Here is a 16,449-nt window from a genome sequence, read left to right as displayed (position 1 = left end):
ATGTATGAATCAATCTTATGGGCGGCTGGTGAGCCGTGCGGCTATTGCGGCGACGGTGATGGCGTCCGCGTTACTTTTGATCAAGATTTTTGCGTGGTGGTATACCGGCTCGGTGAGTATTCTGGCTGCGCTTGTGGACTCTCTGGTGGATATAGCCGCTTCGTTAACGAACCTACTGGTGGTGCGTTATTCGCTCCAGCCCGCGGATGAAGAACATACTTTCGGTCACGGCAAGGCAGAATCGCTGGCCGCACTGGCGCAAAGTATGTTTATTTCCGGGTCAGCGCTGTTTCTGTTTTTGACCGGTATTCAACACCTGGCGCGTCCGGAGCCGATGCAGGCGGCTGGGATCGGCATGATTGTGACGCTGATTGCCTTGGTCAGCACGATGGTGCTGGTGACTTTCCAGCGCTGGGTGGTCAGAAAAACGCAAAGTCAGGCAGTGCGAGCAGATATGCTTCATTATCAGTCTGATGTTATGATGAACGGCGCAATTCTGGTCGCGCTGGGCCTGTCCTGGTATGGCTGGCATCGTGCCGACGCGCTGTTTGCGCTGGGGATTGGCATCTATATTTTATATAGCGCTCTGCGTATGGGCTATGACGCCGTTCAGTCGTTGTTAGACCGTGCGCTTCCTGATGAGGAACGTCAGGAAATTATCAATATCGTGACCGAATGGCCAGGCGTCAGCGGGGCACACGATCTACGGACGCGGCAGTCAGGGCCGACTCGCTTTATTCAAATACATCTGGAAATGGAAGATAACCTCCCGTTGGTTCAGGCACACGTCATTGCCGACCAGGTGGAGCAGGCGATTCTGCACCGTTTCCCGGGTTCTGATGTCATTATTCATCAGGATCCCTGTTCTGTGGTGCCGCTGGCGCGGCAGGGCGTTTTTTGAGCTTTGGGTTATAGTCTGTAAACTCGATGTAAAAGTGTGGGGCAGATCGGCATTATTTGTATAAATTACCGCCGTTTGGTCTGACCTGAATCAATTCAGCCAGAAGCGTTTGATATACTATTGCAATTATCGTCGTGCACTCCTGGTGAAGGAGCGCTTCAGGCAACAGGATTATTTTTTGCTTCCTAAGTTCAGAGGTAGTCATGATTAAGAAAATCGGTGTGTTGACAAGTGGCGGTGATGCGCCGGGCATGAACGCGGCAATTCGCGGCGTTGTGCGCGCAGCATTAACGGAAGGTCTGGAAGTTTTTGGAATCTATGACGGTTACCTCGGCCTGTATGAAGATCGCATGGTTCAGCTCGACCGCTATAGCGTTTCCGACATGATCAACCGTGGCGGCACCTTCCTGGGTTCAGCGCGCTTCCCGGAGTTCCGTGAAGAGCATATTCGTGCCGTTGCGCTGGAGAACATGAAAAAGCGTGGCCTGGATGCGCTGGTCGTTATCGGCGGTGATGGTTCTTACATGGGGGCGATGCGCCTGACTGAAATGGGCTTCCCGTGCATCGGCCTGCCGGGCACTATCGATAACGATATCAAAGGCACTGACTACACCATCGGTTTCTTTACCGCGCTGAGCACCGTAGTTGAAGCGATTGACCGTCTGCGCGACACGTCCTCTTCTCACCAGCGTATTTCTGTTGTTGAAGTGATGGGTCGCTACTGTGGCGATCTGACCCTGGCTGCGGCTATTTCCGGCGGCTGCGAGTTTATTATGGTACCTGAGGTTGAATACACGCGTGACGATCTGGTTTCAGAGATCAAAGCGGGTATCGCTAAAGGTAAGAAACACGCCATTGTTGCTATCACTGAGCACATGTGTGACGTGGACGAACTGGCGCATTTCATTGAGAAAGAGACCGGCCGTGAAACTCGTGCGACCGTTCTGGGCCATATTCAGCGCGGGGGTTCCCCGGTTCCTTATGACCGCATCCTGGCATCCCGCATGGGCGCCTACGCCATTGAACTGCTACAGCAGGGCTTCGGCGGCCGCTGTGTCGGTATTCAAAACGAGAAGCTGGTGCATCACGACATCATCGACGCTATCGAGAACATGAAGCGTCCGTTCAAAAATGACTGGCTGGATTGCGCGAAGAAACTGTACTAATTCTGGCGTGACAAAAATGAAAAGGCCTTCTCTCTGAGAAGGCCTTTTTTATTGCGCCTGACGGGTTATTCGATATCCAGCGCATCCTCGGAGAGGATGATCCCGGTGTTATCGGCATACAGATGGTCACCAGAGAAGAAGGTCACACCGCCGAAATTGACGCGGACGTCGCTTTCGCCGATACCTTCGCCAGCGGCGCCCACGGGGATGGCGGCCAGCGCCTGGATACCGATATCCAGGTCTTCAAGGTCGTCTACCTGACGCACCGCGCCATAGACCACTATCCCTTCCCACTCATTCTGTACGGCAAGACGCGCCAGGTCGGCGTCAATCAACGCACGTCGGACAGAACCTCCACCATCGATCAGTAAGATGTGACCACGGCCGTTCTGTTCGAGCATATCGTATAGCAACCCGTTATCCTCGAAACATTTCACCGTGATGATTTGTCCACCAAACGACGACCGTCCTCCAAAGTTGGAGAACAGAGGTTCCACTACGTTGACATCCTCCTGGTAGATGTCACAAAGCTCGGAAGTATCGTATTTCATAGGCTTAACGTTCAGTTGCTGCGAGAGATTTTAGTATATCTCGCGAATCGCATTGTTGGCAAAATCATCAATTGTTAATTGATATTTGTCAGTTAACCCACCAGCTTGCTGCAAACAATTCCAATGACAAACAGCAGGTTGGTCAACAGCGCGGCTTTTACCGTCCGTTCCAGCATTGGGCGCATCGCCACTGGCTCGCGCTCGTTCATCACAAATCGCGCCTGCTTCACCAGCAGCGGCGTGGCGAGCATAAACAGCCAGCCCCATGGGCTATGTAGGGAAATCAGATTAAACAGCGCCAGACACAGCGGGGCGCCGATGAGCAGGCAAGTGTGATACCGACGGGCGTTGAGTGGCCCCAGGCGTACCGCCAGGGTATTTTTGCCGTTCTCTCTGTCGCTGTCGATATCGCGCAGATTATTGATATTCAATACCGCAGCGGCTAACAGACCGCAGGCGGTGGCTGGCAGGAAAATCGTTGCTTCGATCGTATGGGCCTGGAGATACCAGCTCCCCGCAACGCTAAGCCAGCCAAAGAAGACCAGCACGGAGATATCGCCAAGGCCGATATAGCCATAGGGCCGGGTACCAACGGTGTAGGTAATCGCCGCGATAATCGCTAAGCTGCCGAGCACCATAAAGCCAATAAAATCGGCCATCGTCTGCCAGGCGCTAAACAACAATGCTAGCCCGGAGAGGCAAATCAGCACCACGGTGACGATCAGCGCGCGCTTCATTTGCGCCTGGGTGATAGCACCTTTCTGCATGCCGCGCAGCGGCCCTATACGGTCAGGTTTATCGCTGCCTTTAACGGCATCCCCATAATCGTTGGCCAGGTTGGATAAGATTTGAAGCAGGCCGGCGGTTATCAGGGCCAGTAGCGCCACCCAGGGATCGAAGTACCCCTGCTGCCATGCGAGCGCCGTGCCGACAACAATGGCGGAAAAGGCCAGCGGCAGGGTTTTTGGTCGTAGGCTTTCCAGCCAGGCCTGGGTTCGGTTTATCGGTTGTTCAGTCATAGGTTCCGGCCAATAAAAATGGGGCTATACCCGTCATCCTTCAAACTGCCTCGTTGTTGGCTTCGCCCGCTCACCCCGGTTGCTTACTTGAGTAAGCAACCGGGGATTATCAGGCTAGCCGCCTTGACGCAGCTTGAATGATTTCGTGTATCTATAGCCCCATCTATAGTGATGAAAATATATTGAACCGGATTATAGGATAAAACGACTCAGATCTTCATCTGCCACCAGTACATCCAGATGCTTACCGACATACTCAGCATCAATAGTGATGCTTTGGCCGCTCATTTCGCTGGCATCGTAGGAGATGTCTTCAATCAGACGTTCCAGTACGGTGTGCAGGCGGCGAGCGCCGATGTTTTCTGTCGTTTCGTTAACCTGCCACGCCGCCTGAGCGATGCGTTTGATACCGTCTTCAGTAAACTCGATGCTTACGCCTTCGGTCGCCATCAGCGCTTTATACTGGACGGTGATTGACGCGTTCGGCTCGGTCAGGATGCGTTCGAAATCTTCTGTCGTCAGCGCTTTCAGTTCAACGCGAATCGGCAGACGGCCCTGCAGTTCAGGGATAAGATCGGACGGGCTGGCCACCTGGAATGCGCCAGAGGCGATAAACAGGATGTGGTCGGTTTTCACCATGCCATGCTTGGTCGATACCGTACAGCCTTCTACCAGCGGCAGCAGGTCACGCTGAACGCCTTCGCGAGACACGTCCGGACCGGAGCTGTTGCCACCACGCTTACAGATTTTGTCGATTTCGTCGATAAACACGATACCGTGCTGTTCAACGGCATCGATGGCATCCTGCTTCAGCTCTTCCGGGTTGACCAATTTCGCCGCTTCTTCTTCAATCAGCAGCTTCATTGCGTCTTTGATTTTCAGCTTGCGCGGTTTCTGTTTCTGACCGCCCAGATTCTGGAACATCGACTGCAGCTGGCTGGTCATCTCTTCCATGCCCGGAGGGGACATGATTTCCACGCCCATCGGCGCGGCGGCGAGATCGATCTCGATTTCTTTATCGTCGAGCTGGCCTTCACGCAGTTTTTTGCGGAACGCCTGGCGCGCAGCGGACGGTTCCTGAGGTGCTTCAGCCTGGCCCCAGTTGTTTTTTGCCGGAGGGATCAGCACATCCAGAATGCGCTCTTCCGCCAGCTCTTCCGCGCGATAGCGGTTTTTATCAATGGACTGCATGCGAACCATTTTGATCGCCGCATCGGTCAGATCGCGGATGATAGAATCCACTTCTTTCCCGACATAGCCCACTTCGGTGAATTTTGTTGCTTCAACTTTGATGAACGGTGCGTTGGCCAGCTTCGCCAGACGACGAGCAATTTCGGTTTTACCCACACCGGTCGGGCCGATCATCAAAATGTTTTTCGGCGTGACTTCGTGGCGCAGCTCTTCGTTCAGCTGCATACGGCGCCAGCGGTTACGCAGCGCGATAGCGACAGAACGCTTTGCCGCGTCCTGACCAATAATATGTTTGTCGAGTTCGCTGACAATTTCGCGTGGGGTCATTTCAGACATGGGAGATCCTTACGCTTTAGAGGCTAATTCTTCGATGGTGTGGAAATGGTTGGTATAAATGCAGATATCACCTGCAATATTCAACGCCTTTTCTGCGATATCGCGCGCGCCCATATCGGTGTTTTCCAGCAGAGCACGGGCCGCGGCCTGGGCGTAGGGACCACCGGAGCCGATAGCAATCAGGTCGTTTTCTGGCTGTACCACGTCACCGTTGCCGGTGATGATCAGCGAAGCGTTTTCGTCCGCCACGGCCAGCAGAGCTTCCAGTTTGCGCAGCATACGGTCGGTACGCCAGTCTTTTGCCAGCTCCACGGCGGCCTTGACCAGGTGGCCCTGATGCATTTCCAGTTTACGTTCAAACAGTTCGAACAGCGTGAAGGCGTCAGCGGTGCCGCCGGCAAAGCCCGCGATCACTTTGTCGTTGTAGAGACGACGAACTTTTTTCACGTTACCTTTCATGACGGTATTGCCAAGCGTGGCCTGGCCATCACCGGCAATAACCACATGGCCGTTACGGCGAACACTAACTATTGTTGTCACGAGCAGACCCCTTGGTTACAAAAGCGGAATAGGGGCCCCGCGGTTTACGCGGGGCAGAATGCAATTATAGATGGGGGGGATTTTTAGGGTTTCAACCCCTGGCGGCGAGACGAATGCAGTTTGCGTGTCCGGCCATCTTCAGGCGGGTGATCATATCGTTGGCGTTTTCCTTGCCTTTCAGCGGCCCGATGACCACGCGATTCCAGCCATTGTTGGTGGTAATGTGCGATGAGAACCCTTCAAACGCCAGCTGCGCGCGAACGGTTTCCGCCTGCTCGGCGCCTTTAAAGGAGCCGCACTGAATCATCCAGCTGCGATCGTCTTTCTTCTCGGCAGCCGCCTTTGGCGCCTCTTCAACCCGAGCGACCGGTGCCGCCGCCTGAGTTTTAGGCTGTGCGGTAGTATGCGCTGGCGTCTGCAGCAGATCCTGATACGGCTGCTGCGTCGAGGCGGTTTGCTTCGGCTGCTGTGCCGGCTTCGGCTGCTGGTACGGCTGCTCCGCTACCCGCTGCTGCGCGCGCGGCTGTTGCTGCACCGGCGCCTGCTGCTGGGTTTGCGCCCACTGCTGCTGAGTTTGCTGCTGCTGTTGTACCTGCTGCTGCGCCAGACGCTGACGTTGTAGCGTCTGCTGGCGCTGAGCCGGGGTTTGTTCGTTCCATGGGACTTCGGTCAGCTGGGTTGGCTGCTGGCGCATATCCGCCTGCATTTGTGCCAGAAGCTGACGCTGTTCGTTGGTCAGCTGTTCGGGTTTCATGACTTCCCCGCCGGCTGTCGGTTCGGTAGGCGCACGTACGCCAGGCTGGCGGCTTTCCAGCTCTTTGATATAGCGCCAGCGCTCTTCCGGTTTTGGTGGGAGACCATTACCTGCCGCCTGACGGTTTTGCAGTGCTTCAGCTTCTTCTTTTTTATGGTGCGTGATGAAGTACAGCCCACCGATAAAGGCCACCAGTACTGCCGCCGCGATCGCAACCATAGTCGGTGAAACCGCAGGAAGGCTGCTCTGTTTATTCCTTGAGCTTCGGGTATTACCCTTTTTGCGCCGCGAAGAAGCCGGTTGGCTGCGGCGTACATAATCTCGTTGTGCCACTATCGTTTCGCTGTCTTATTCGTTCGTCAGTCCGCCATGTTACTTAAGCGGCGGGCCTTTGACCAGAAGAGCAGGCCCGAAAACCTGATGGTTATGCTCTGATTTTGCGCGTACTGCCGCGAACGATCAGTTCGCAGTCCAGCAATCGTGAACCGCTGTTCACATTATGACCATGTAACTGATCCAGTAACAGCAGCATGGCTTCGCGGCCAATATCAAAGCGCGGTTGCGCAACGGTCGTCAATGGTGGATCGCAAAATTCAGACAAAGAGATATTATCGAAACCGACAATCGACAGGTCGTCAGGTACTTTCAGACCCCGGCGTTTTGCCAACGACAGCGCCCCTAGCGCCATGATATCGCTGTGGCAGAAAACCGCGGTGGGCGGTACCGGCAGCGCCAGAAGCTGTTCCAGCGCGCTGGCCCCGGCCTCATAGGTAAAGTTACCGCGAGCGATATAGTGCGGGTCGATGGTAATCCCGCTGCGACGTAGCGCCTGCACGTAGCCCTGGAGGCGGTAGTGGCAGAGCGGCATCTCTTCCGGACCGGCGATACAGCCAATGCGCTGATGCCCCAGCTCATGCAGATAATTGACGGCATTAAATGCGGCGGTGAGGTTATCGATGTGTACCGTCGGCAGCTCCAGCTCCGGCGCAAACTCATTCGCCATGACCATCGGCGGCAGGTTGCGCTGTTCTTCAACGCCGGCGTCAAACGGCAAACGAGAGCCTAACAGCAGCATGCCGTCGATCTGCTTGGTAATAATCAGGTCGATAAAGGTCTTTTCCTGCCGGTTCTGATGGGCGCAGTCGCCGATCAGCACCAGATACCCCTGTTCCGCAGCGGTAATCTCAATGCCCCGGATAATCTCGCTGAAAAAGGGATCGCAAATGTCCGGTACGATGACCAGAATCGTACGCGATTCGTTGCGCTTCATATTTCGTCCGAGCGACTGCGGCAAATAGCCGACTTCAAGCGCCGCCTGCTCCACCCGGTTACGGGTAGTCTGAGAAACCTTATCGGGATTCATTAACGCTCGGGACACGGTTGCCGTTGAAACGTTTGCCTTTAGGGCGACGTCTTTCATTGTGGCGGCAACCACCTGTTTTTTGGGCTTCACCTGTTTTCTCCTCGCTGACTGGCGCAGACACATCCTTTGTGTTCTGACATCAGCAACATTTTTAGCAGATAGTCGATGCAGAGAGTTACAGAATTTTCATGAAAAACGTGATGGTTGTTGAATTTTTTCGATCCGTCTCGCAAGAGAAGGCTTAACCTTCAATAGGATCGACGTCCAGTACCCATTTTACTTTGCGTGCTTCCGGCAGCGTATTGATCAAGGCGAGCGTGCCGCTGACGATATGCTGCAAGCGAACGCGTGATGGATGCTGTAGCAGGATCTGCCAGCGCCAGCGGCCCCCGCGTTTAGGCGCCAGCGCCGGAACCGGACCGAGGACCCACAGTTTGTCATCGGCCAGCGGGCTGGCCTGGAGTAGATTGCGCAGCTGCTGCAGGAACAACGGGGCCTGCTGATTGTTATGATCTTCGGCCCGAATCAGCACGTGGCTGGTCCACGGCGGCAGTTGCATGGTCTGTCTTTCGGCCAGCGCCTGTTCGGCAAAGGCGTCGTAGCCTTTATACAGCAGCGTTTGCAGCAGCGGGTGTTCCGGGTGGTGGGTTTGCAGAATCACTTCGCCCTGTTTACCCGCCCGTCCGGCGCGACCGGAGACCTGGGTATAGAGCTGGGCAAAGCGCTCTGCCGAGCGAAAATCGGCGGAAAATAGCGCGCCGTCAACGTCCAGCAGCGATACCAGGGTGACGTCCGGGAAGTGATGGCCCTTGGCCAGCATTTGCGTACCGATCAGGATGCGCGCGCCGCCGCGATGGATATCGGAGAGATGCTGCTCGAGCGCACCTTTGCGGCTGGTGGTATCCCGGTCGACGCGCGAGATTGGCACACCGGGGAACAGCGGCGCCAGCGCCTGTTCCAGCTGCTCGGTACCCAGCCCGACCGGCACCAGATGTGTCGAACCGCAGGAGGGGCACTGGCGTGGAATTGGGCGCTGGCTGTCGCAGTGGTGGCAGCGTAAATGATGCTGTGCCTGATGCAGGGTGTAATAGCTGTCGCAGCGCGGGCATTCTGCTATCCAGCCGCAGTCGTGGCACAGCAGCGCGGGCGCAAAACCGCGGCGGTTTAAAAACAGAATCACCTGGTTATCGGCCTGCAAATGCTGGCGCATGCGGCTAATCAGCGCCGGTGAGAGCCCCGCCTGTAGCTGCTGCCCTTTTAAGTCCAGTACGTGCTGCTGTGCCGGACGGGCGTTACCCGCTCGCTTGGTCAGCTTCAGCTGGCGATATTTACCCTGGCGAACGTTATATAAGGTTTCCAGCGCCGGGGTTGCCGACCCCAGAATAATCGGGATTTGCTCACTATGGGCGCGCCAGACCGCCAGATCGCGGGCGTGATAGCGCCAGCCTTCCTGCTGTTTATAGGAGCTGTCGTGCTCCTCATCGATAACGATCACCCCGAGGTCTTTAAATGGCGTAAACAGCGACGAGCGCGTGCCGATGACGATGGCCGCCTCGCCGTTTTTGGCTTTCAGCCATGCGGAAAGCCGCTCGCTGTCATTAAGGCCGGAGTGCAGGACCTCAACTGGCGCGTTAAATCGCTCGCGGAAACGGGCGATAGTTTGCGGCGTCAGGCCTATTTCCGGCACCATCACCAGCGCCTGCCGGCCTTGTGCCAGTACGTTTTCCAGCACGCTGAGATAGACTTCCGTTTTCCCGGAGCCGGTAATCCCCGCCAGCAGCCAGGTAGAGAAACGGTCCGATGCGCTGTGAATTGCCCCGACGGCGGTGGCCTGTTCGGTATTGAGGCGTAGCCGCTCGCCGGGAATAGCAAAGTGGGTACGCCAGTCGGTGAGGGCCGGCGATTCGCTTGCCAGCTCGCAAAGTCCTTTCCCGCGCAGGGCCTGCAGCGCCGCATCGTTAAACGCCAGCTCTGCAACCTGATGACGCCAGATCTTGCCCTGACGCAGAGCGGCCAGCGCCTGCTGTTGTTTCGGTGAGCGTTTGAGGCTGTTGATATCGACGGCTTGCCCCTGTTCGGTAGCAAACCAGTACCACTGCGGGGCCGCGCTGGCCGGTTTCCCCTGGCGAAGCATAATCGGCAGGGCGTGGAACAGCACATCTCCGATGGGATGGTGATAGTAGTCGGCGGCCCACAGTAGCAGCCGCCAGACGGAAGACGAAAATACCGGCTCGGCGTCCAGAATGTCGATGACCGGTTTGAGCTCGTTCAGCGGCAGCTCGCTGCGTTCGCTGACGGCGGTAACAATCCCAATGCGCTCCTGTTTGCCGAACGGCACGCGCACGCGGCAGCCTGCTTTAACCGACATTCCCTCAGGAAGCAGGTAGTCAAAGGTGCGGGGCAGCGGAACGGGCAGGGCAACGTGGGCGACGGGCATGTCATCTTCCTGACTTGAAATCTGGCCGGTTAGTATACACATTGTGATAAGGGCTCGCGGATCAGTTTGCATATGCTGGTCAAATTCTGTATGATTCGCCGCCTTTGGTGCGCTTCGTGCAGCATCAAAATCTATTACCCGGGAATTTCGCTTAGCGAAATCGAGCCGGGAAATTATTAACATCGCGTGGTGTCTGGCGTTAGGGCTGGAAGAGCGACGCGGCCTTAACTGAGGTTCTCCCATGAAAAAAGATATTCACCCGAAATACGAAGAAATTACTGCTTCTTGCTCTTGCGGTAATGTCATGAAAATCCGTTCTACCGTAGGTCACGACCTGAACCTCGACGTGTGCGGTAAATGCCACCCGTTCTACACTGGCAAGCAGCGTGATGTTGCGACCGGTGGCCGCGTTGACCGCTTCAACAAGCGCTTCAGCGTTCCAGGCTCCAGCAAGTAAGTTGCCGGAAGAAAAAACCGCCTCAGGGCGGTTTTTTTGTTTCTGTCGTTAGGTAATGCGCTGCATTCAGGACGGACAGGGACGTAAAAAAGGGCAGAAGTCACCTTCTGCCCTTTTTTATTGACTCAGTATTCCCACGTATCCGGGTCGATACCCATCTCGCGCATAATCTGTTTCGCCGCTTCCGGAATCTCATCGCTGCGCTCTTTACGCAGGTCTTCATCGTTAGGTAACGGTTGACCGGTAAAAGCATGCAGGAACGCTTCACACAGCAGTTCGCTATTGGTGGCGTGGCGCAGGTTGTTGACCTGACGACGCGTGCGTTCATCGGTGAGGATCTTCAACACCTTCAGAGGAATGGATACCGTAATTTTTTTTACTTGCTCACTCTTCTTACCGTGCTCAGCGTATGGGCTGATATATTCGCCGCTCCATTCAGCCATGAGATACCTTTAATCCTCTAGTCATTAGTTAAGGGCCTGAACTTAGAATCCTGGCCATAATTGCGCGTAGTTTACCGTAGAGGGGGCGTTCTGACACCCGCTAAGCCTCCGCAGAGATGCGCTAATGCATATAATTTTAACGGCTATTCTCTATTTGCTCAATCTATACGCAAAGAAGTTTAGATGTCCAGATGTATTGACGTCTATTGTGACAATGATTACTCTGGTGGCTGACTTTTCACCGACTCAGCCCAGGAACTGCCCAACATGACGCGTAAACAGGCCACCATCGCAGTGCGTAGCGGTTTAAATGACGACGAACAGTACGGTTGCGTTGTCCCGCCGATTCACCTTTCCAGTACCTACAACTTCACCGGCTTTAATGAACCTCGTGCCCACGACTATTCCCGCCGCGGTAACCCTACCCGCGATGTGGTGCAGCGTGCGCTGGCGGAGCTGGAAGGGGGCGCTGGCGCCGTTCTGACGAATACCGGCATGTCGGCGATTCTGCTGGTGACCACCGTCTACCTGAAACCGGGCGATCTGCTGGTGGCGCCACACGACTGTTACGGCGGCAGCTATCGCCTGTTTGATAGCCTGGCGAAGCGCGGCTGCTACCGCGTGCTGTTTGTCGATCAGAACGATGAGCAGGCGCTGAGTGCCGCGCTGGCGGAAAAACCGAAGCTGGTGTTGGTCGAAAGCCCAAGTAATCCATTGCTGCGCGTGGTGGATATTGCGAAAATCTGCACGCTGGCTCGTGAAGCGGGTGCGGTGAGCGTGGTGGATAACACCTTCCTGAGCCCGGCGTTGCAAAATCCGCTGGCGCTGGGAGCCGATCTGGTACTGCATTCGTGCACCAAATACCTGAACGGCCATTCAGATGTGGTGGCCGGGGTGGTGATTGCTAAAGATCCGGCGACTGTCACCGAACTGGCATGGTGGGCGAATAATATCGGCGTCACCGGCGGCGCATTCGACAGCTACCTGTTGCTGCGCGGTTTACGTACGCTCTCTCCGCGTATGGAAGTGGCGCAGCGCAATGCGCAGGCGATTGTCGACTATCTGAAAACCCAGCCACTGGTGAAAAAACTGTATCATCCGTCCCTGCCTGAAAATCAGGGGCATGAGATTGCTGCGCGTCAGCAAAAAGGTTTTGGCGCAATGTTAAGCTTTGAGCTGAATGGCGATGAGCAGACGCTGCGTCGTTTTCTGAGCGGATTATCGCTGTTTACGCTGGCCGAATCGCTGGGAGGCGTAGAAAGTCTGATTTCGCACGCCGCGACGATGACGCATGCAGGTATGGCACCTGAAGCGCGTGCGGCGGCGGGGATTTCAGAAACGCTTCTGCGTATTTCGACCGGTATTGAAGATGGTGAAGATTTAATTGCCGACCTGGAAAATGGCTTCCGGGCAGCAAACGAGGAATAAACATGAGTGTGAATGCGCAGGCAGGGGCGAAGGGTCGCCAGCTGCACAAATTTGGTGGGAGTAGTTTAGCGGATGCGAAATGTTACCTGCGCGTCGCGGGGATCATGACGGAATACTCGCAGGCCGGTGACATGATGGTTGTCTCCGCTGCGGGTAGCACCACCAACCAGCTGATTAGCTGGCTGAAGCTCAGCCAGACCGATCGCCTTTCTGCGCATCAGGTGCAGCAGTCGCTGCGCCGTTATCATATGGAGCTTATCTCCAGTCTGCTGTCGGCAGAAGCAGCCGATACGCTGATCGCGACGTTTATCCACGACCTTGAGCGTCTTGCGGGCCTGCTGGATAGCGGCGTGACCGATGCGGTCTATGCCGAAGTGGTTGGCCACGGCGAAGTGTGGTCCGCGCGTCTGATGGCGGCGGTTCTTAATCAGCTGGGGCTGGAGGCCGCGTGGCTTGACGCGCGTAGCTTCCTGCGCGCCGAACGTGCCGCGCAACCGCAGGTGGACGAAGGTCTGTCCTACCCGCTGCTGCAGCAGTTGATGGCGCAACATCCGAACAAACGCCTGGTGGTGACCGGCTTTATCTCGCGTAACAACGCCGGGGAAACCGTTCTGCTGGGGCGTAATGGTTCCGACTATTCCGCGACCCAGATTGGCGCGCTGGCCGGGGCGTCTCGTGTCACTATCTGGAGCGACGTAGCCGGCGTCTATAGCGCGGACCCGCGTAAGGTGAAAGACGCGTGCCTGCTGCCGCTGCTGCGCCTTGATGAAGCCAGCGAGCTGGCACGTCTGGCGGCGCCGGTGCTGCACGCCCGTACTCTTCAGCCGGTTTCCGGTAGCGATATCGATCTGCAACTCCGCTGTAGCTATACCCCTGAACAAGGCTCCACGCGCATTGAGCGCGTGCTGGCGTCCGGTACCGGGGCGCGCATTGTCACCAGCCATGATGATGTTTGCCTGATTGAGTTCCAGGTGCCTGCCGGCCAGGATTTCAAACTGGCGCACAAGGAGTTGGATCTTATCTTTAAACGCGCTCAGCTACGCCCGCTGGCGGTAGGTGTCCATGCCGACCGCAAGCTGCTGCAGTTCTGCTACACCTCAGAAGTGGCCGACAGTGCGCTGCGTCTGCTGGATGAAGCCGGCCTGCCGGGCGAGCTGCGTCTGCGCCAGAAGCTGGCGCTGGTCGCGATGGTGGGCGCGGGCGTCAGCCGCAATCCGCTGCACTGCCACCGTTTCTGGCAGCAGCTGAAAGGGCAGCCGGTTGAGTTTACCTGGCAGTCAGAAGAGGGCATTAGCCTGGTCGCGGTGCTGCGTGCAGGCCCGACGGAAAGCCTGATTCAGGGCCTGCATCAGTCCCTGTTCCGCGCAGAGAAGCGCATCGGCCTGGTGTTGTTTGGCAAAGGCAATATCGGTTCTCGCTGGCTGGAACTGTTCGCCCGGGAACAAACCACGCTTTCTGCCCGCACCGGCTTTGAATTTATTCTCGCCGGCGTGGTGGACAGCCGCCGTAGCCTGCTTAACTACGACGGTCTGGATGCCAGCCGCGCGCTGGCCTTCTTCAACGACGAGGCGGTTGAGCAGGACGAGGAGTCACTGTTCCTGTGGATGCGCGCCCATCCGTATGATGATTTAGTGGTGCTGGACGTGACTGCCAGCGAGCAGTTGGCCGATCAGTACCTCGATTTTGCCAGCCATGGCTTCCATGTAATCAGCGCGAATAAGCTGGCAGGCGCCAGCAGCAGCGATAAATATCGTCAGATTCACGATGCGTTTGAGAAAACGGGCCGTCACTGGCTGTACAATGCTACCGTTGGTGCGGGTCTGCCGGTGAACCACACGGTGCGCGATCTGATTAATAGCGGTGATACTATCCTGGCGCTGAGCGGTATTTTCTCCGGCACGCTCTCCTGGCTGTTCCTGCAGTTTGACGGTACCGTGCCGTTTACCGACCTGGTCGATCAGGCCTGGCAGCAGGGGCTGACGGAGCCTGATCCGCGGGTGGATCTGGCGGGGAAAGACGTGATGCGTAAGCTGGTTATCCTCGCACGCGAAGCCGGATATGACATCGAGCCCGATCAGGTGCGCGTGGAATCGCTGGTTCCGGCGCACTGCGAAGAGGGCTCGGTGGATTACTTCTTTGAAAATGGCGAAGAGCTGAATGAGCAGATGCTGCAACGGCTGGAGGCCGCTCGTGAGCTGGGACTGGTCCTGCGCTACGTGGCGCGTTTTGATGCCAACGGAAAAGCGCGTGTTGGCGTCGAGGCCGTTCGTGAGGAGCATCCGCTGGCAGCGCTGCTGCCGTGCGATAACGTCTTTGCGATCGAGAGCCGCTGGTATCGTGACAACCCGCTGGTCATCCGCGGGCCGGGTGCCGGCCGCGATGTGACCGCAGGCGCCATTCAGTCGGACATTAATCGTCTGGCGCAGCTGCTGTAATCCTGCCCTTTCCCAGGACCAGACCGGCGTCTGGTTCTGGGATATCAATGCGCGGCAAATACCTCTTTGGCGGCGAACAGCCCATTCAGCGCCGCCGGGAATCCGGCATACACCGCCATCTGCATAATTACTTCTATAATCTCTTCCTGCGACAAACCGACGTGTAACCCCGCGGCAATATGCACTTTTAGCTGCGGCGCGGCATTACCCAGCGCGGTTAAGGCGGCAATGGTGGCGATTTCACGGCTGCGTAAGTCCAGCCCCGGGCGGGCGTAAATATCGCCAAACGGAAACTCGATCAGATAGCGGGCAAAGTCCGGGGCGATGGCCTGCAGGCTTTTGACGACGGCGTCGCCGCCTTTACCGTCAACGCGCTGCAACATGTCCAGGCCGGTGGTATAACGTTCTGATGGCATGATCTTTCCTCATAATGGTGGTGTGCTGTGAGGAAGGTTAGGATTGTTGAGCGGACTTGAGTAATACCTTTTTCGTGATACCTTTCAGGTATGACAAATTTACGCTTACAGACTCTGGATATTCGCCTGCTACGCTATTTTTCCGTGGTGGCGGCAGAGAATAATATCAGCCGGGCAGCGCAGCGCTTGTTCATTTCACAGCCGCCGCTGAGTCGCCATATTCGGCATCTGGAAACGCAGCTGGGTGTGACGCTCTTTGTCCGTCACACCAAAGGACTGATCCTCACGGAAAAAGGCGAACAGGTTCTGGAGCTTATTCGTCCTCTACTGGCGCTACAGGAGGAGACGCTGAGCGCGCTAGGCCGGTTGTCCGACGACCGACCGCTGGCGCTACGGTTGGGGCTGACGACCGCTTTTGAGCAAGGCGTTTTCACCGCCGTCGAAACTACGCTGGGTGCGTCTATGAGTGCCCTGCATATTACCCGCCAGTCCTCACCGGCTCTGGCTCAGCGGGTGCGAAAAGGCAAGCTTGATGCGGCGCTGGTTGCGCTGCCGCTGGATGTCGATGGATTAACCCTTTCTCCCTTGTCCTATCATGAACCGCTGATTGCGGCGCTGCCTGCATCTTGGCCGGAATCTGCAATGGTCAGCCTGTCCTTAAAACACCTGAACCATCGGCCATTGTTTTGGTTCAAACGAGAACGTAATCCGTCATTCTTTGATAAAACAAAGCATATATTTGAACGTATTGGCTACGCGCCAGCGTATGTGGAAGAACCCGCTGAGCATGATGTCCTGCTGGCACGTATTGCGCGTGGGGAAGGCATGATTCTGCTGCCAGCGTCATTTGCGGCGATTCAGCGACAGGGCGTGGTATTTCATCCACTCGATGATACCCGGCTGCGTCTACCGCTAGGATTACTGACACGGCCGGAGGATGAGTCCTTGCGTGCGCGGCTACTGTCGTTAATTGAAGAATCATTGCGTTAGCGTCTGGCGACATGAACGCATC

General features: G+C 56.4%; 15 protein-coding genes. 6 read left to right on the top strand and 9 right to left on the bottom strand.

Annotation, left to right across the window (positions count from 1 at the left end):
* Positions 1 to 4 precede the first annotated feature (4 nt).
* Both fieF and pfkA read left to right on the top strand, forming a co-directional pair.
* A complete protein-coding gene (fieF, locus tag ACMYSK_RS18810) occupies positions 5 to 901 on the top strand; it encodes a CDF family cation-efflux transporter FieF (protein ID WP_434637701.1) in 897 nt (298 codons plus the stop codon).
* A 203-nt stretch (positions 902 to 1,104) separates the two neighbouring features.
* Positions 1,105 to 2,067 (top strand): 6-phosphofructokinase, encoded by a 963-nt coding sequence (pfkA, locus tag ACMYSK_RS18805; protein WP_434637699.1) that lies wholly within the window; start codon positions 1,105 to 1,107, stop codon positions 2,065 to 2,067.
* A 65-nt stretch (positions 2,068 to 2,132) separates the two neighbouring features.
* Here pfkA and rraA read toward each other — a convergent pair whose 3' ends face one another.
* The 7 genes from rraA to priA form a co-directional block, all read right to left on the bottom strand.
* Complete coding sequence (gene rraA / locus ACMYSK_RS18800; protein WP_004869382.1) at positions 2,133 to 2,618, bottom strand: ribonuclease E activity regulator RraA; 486 nt, start codon at positions 2,616 to 2,618, stop codon at positions 2,133 to 2,135.
* 92 nt (positions 2,619 to 2,710) lie between these two features.
* Positions 2,711 to 3,637, bottom strand: a complete 927-nt coding sequence (menA, locus tag ACMYSK_RS18795; RefSeq protein WP_434637696.1) for a 1,4-dihydroxy-2-naphthoate polyprenyltransferase — start codon at positions 3,635 to 3,637, stop codon at positions 2,711 to 2,713.
* Positions 3,638 to 3,829: 192 nt separating this feature from the next.
* Entirely contained in the window at positions 3,830 to 5,164 is a 1,335-nt protein-coding gene (gene hslU / locus ACMYSK_RS18790; RefSeq protein ID WP_434637694.1) for an HslU--HslV peptidase ATPase subunit, read from the bottom strand.
* A 9-nt stretch (positions 5,165 to 5,173) separates the two neighbouring features.
* Entirely contained in the window at positions 5,174 to 5,704 is a 531-nt protein-coding gene (gene hslV / locus ACMYSK_RS18785) for an ATP-dependent protease subunit HslV (RefSeq protein ID WP_095105382.1), read from the bottom strand.
* A 91-nt stretch (positions 5,705 to 5,795) separates the two neighbouring features.
* On the bottom strand, positions 5,796 to 6,791 hold the full coding sequence (gene ftsN, locus ACMYSK_RS18780; protein ID WP_434637692.1) for a cell division protein FtsN: 996 nt from the start codon (positions 6,789 to 6,791) through the stop codon (positions 5,796 to 5,798).
* A 91-nt stretch (positions 6,792 to 6,882) separates the two neighbouring features.
* Positions 6,883 to 7,911 carry a DNA-binding transcriptional regulator CytR gene (gene cytR, locus ACMYSK_RS18775; protein ID WP_004869399.1) on the bottom strand — a complete coding sequence of 343 codons (1,029 nt, stop codon included), beginning with the start codon at positions 7,909 to 7,911 and terminating at the stop codon, positions 6,883 to 6,885.
* Positions 7,912 to 8,062: 151 nt separating this feature from the next.
* Positions 8,063 to 10,258, bottom strand: coding sequence for a primosomal protein N' (gene priA / locus ACMYSK_RS18770; RefSeq protein ID WP_434637690.1), 2,196 nt, complete (start codon positions 10,256 to 10,258; stop codon positions 8,063 to 8,065).
* 241 nt (positions 10,259 to 10,499) lie between these two features.
* Between priA and rpmE the strand changes: the two genes are divergently transcribed.
* Complete coding sequence (gene rpmE / locus ACMYSK_RS18765; protein ID WP_434637688.1) at positions 10,500 to 10,715, top strand: 50S ribosomal protein L31; 216 nt, start codon at positions 10,500 to 10,502, stop codon at positions 10,713 to 10,715.
* A 125-nt stretch (positions 10,716 to 10,840) separates the two neighbouring features.
* On the opposite strand, the gene metJ is transcribed toward rpmE, so the two are convergent.
* Positions 10,841 to 11,158, bottom strand: coding sequence for a met regulon transcriptional regulator MetJ (metJ, locus tag ACMYSK_RS18760; RefSeq protein WP_004869405.1), 318 nt, complete (start codon positions 11,156 to 11,158; stop codon positions 10,841 to 10,843).
* A 267-nt stretch (positions 11,159 to 11,425) separates the two neighbouring features.
* Here metJ and metB point away from each other — a divergent pair, with 267 nt between their 5' ends.
* Together metB and ACMYSK_RS18750 are read left to right on the top strand one after the other, a co-directional pair.
* The gene (gene metB / locus ACMYSK_RS18755) at positions 11,426 to 12,586 is read left to right on the top strand and encodes a cystathionine gamma-synthase (RefSeq protein ID WP_434637686.1); all 1,161 of its coding nucleotides are present in this window, start codon (positions 11,426 to 11,428) and stop codon (positions 12,584 to 12,586) included.
* A 2-nt stretch (positions 12,587 to 12,588) separates the two neighbouring features.
* Positions 12,589 to 15,021, top strand: a complete 2,433-nt coding sequence (locus ACMYSK_RS18750; RefSeq protein WP_434637684.1) for a bifunctional aspartate kinase/homoserine dehydrogenase II — start codon at positions 12,589 to 12,591, stop codon at positions 15,019 to 15,021.
* 44 nt (positions 15,022 to 15,065) lie between these two features.
* On the opposite strand, the gene ACMYSK_RS18745 is transcribed toward ACMYSK_RS18750, so the two are convergent.
* On the bottom strand, positions 15,066 to 15,437 hold the full coding sequence (locus ACMYSK_RS18745) for a carboxymuconolactone decarboxylase family protein (RefSeq protein WP_434637683.1): 372 nt from the start codon (positions 15,435 to 15,437) through the stop codon (positions 15,066 to 15,068).
* A 90-nt stretch (positions 15,438 to 15,527) separates the two neighbouring features.
* Between ACMYSK_RS18745 and ACMYSK_RS18740 the strand changes: the two genes are divergently transcribed.
* On the top strand, positions 15,528 to 16,427 hold the full coding sequence (locus ACMYSK_RS18740) for a LysR family transcriptional regulator (RefSeq protein ID WP_434637681.1): 900 nt from the start codon (positions 15,528 to 15,530) through the stop codon (positions 16,425 to 16,427).
* Positions 16,428 to 16,449 lie beyond the last annotated feature (22 nt).

It is taken from the genome of Klebsiella sp. I138, from assembly GCF_051131765.1.
GTDB lineage: Bacteria > Pseudomonadota > Gammaproteobacteria > Enterobacterales > Enterobacteriaceae > Klebsiella.
Note: the sequence above shows the minus strand (reverse complement) of the source record. Positions and strands in the feature narration are given on the sequence as shown.

What these genes read in the sequence shown, in the direction of transcription:
- ACMYSK_RS18745 (WP_434637683.1), bottom strand. Translation starts at nt 15,437, where the DNA reads ATGCCATCAGAACGTTATACCACCGGCCTGGACATGTTGCAGCGCGTT.
- metB (WP_434637686.1), top strand. Translation starts at nt 11,426, where the DNA reads ATGACGCGTAAACAGGCCACCATCGCAGTGCGTAGCGGTTTAAATGAC.
- pfkA (WP_434637699.1), top strand. Translation starts at nt 1,105, where the DNA reads ATGATTAAGAAAATCGGTGTGTTGACAAGTGGCGGTGATGCGCCGGGC.
- priA (WP_434637690.1), bottom strand. Translation starts at nt 10,258, where the DNA reads ATGCCCGTCGCCCACGTTGCCCTGCCCGTTCCGCTGCCCCGCACCTTT.
- menA (WP_434637696.1), bottom strand. Translation starts at nt 3,637, where the DNA reads ATGACTGAACAACCGATAAACCGAACCCAGGCCTGGCTGGAAAGCCTA.
- rraA (WP_004869382.1), bottom strand. Translation starts at nt 2,618, where the DNA reads ATGAAATACGATACTTCCGAGCTTTGTGACATCTACCAGGAGGATGTC.
- fieF (WP_434637701.1), top strand. Translation starts at nt 5, where the DNA reads ATGAATCAATCTTATGGGCGGCTGGTGAGCCGTGCGGCTATTGCGGCG.
- metJ (WP_004869405.1), bottom strand. Translation starts at nt 11,158, where the DNA reads ATGGCTGAATGGAGCGGCGAATATATCAGCCCATACGCTGAGCACGGT.
- ACMYSK_RS18750 (WP_434637684.1), top strand. Translation starts at nt 12,589, where the DNA reads ATGAGTGTGAATGCGCAGGCAGGGGCGAAGGGTCGCCAGCTGCACAAA.
- hslU (WP_434637694.1), bottom strand. Translation starts at nt 5,164, where the DNA reads ATGTCTGAAATGACCCCACGCGAAATTGTCAGCGAACTCGACAAACAT.
- rpmE (WP_434637688.1), top strand. Translation starts at nt 10,500, where the DNA reads ATGAAAAAAGATATTCACCCGAAATACGAAGAAATTACTGCTTCTTGC.
- ACMYSK_RS18740 (WP_434637681.1), top strand. Translation starts at nt 15,528, where the DNA reads ATGACAAATTTACGCTTACAGACTCTGGATATTCGCCTGCTACGCTAT.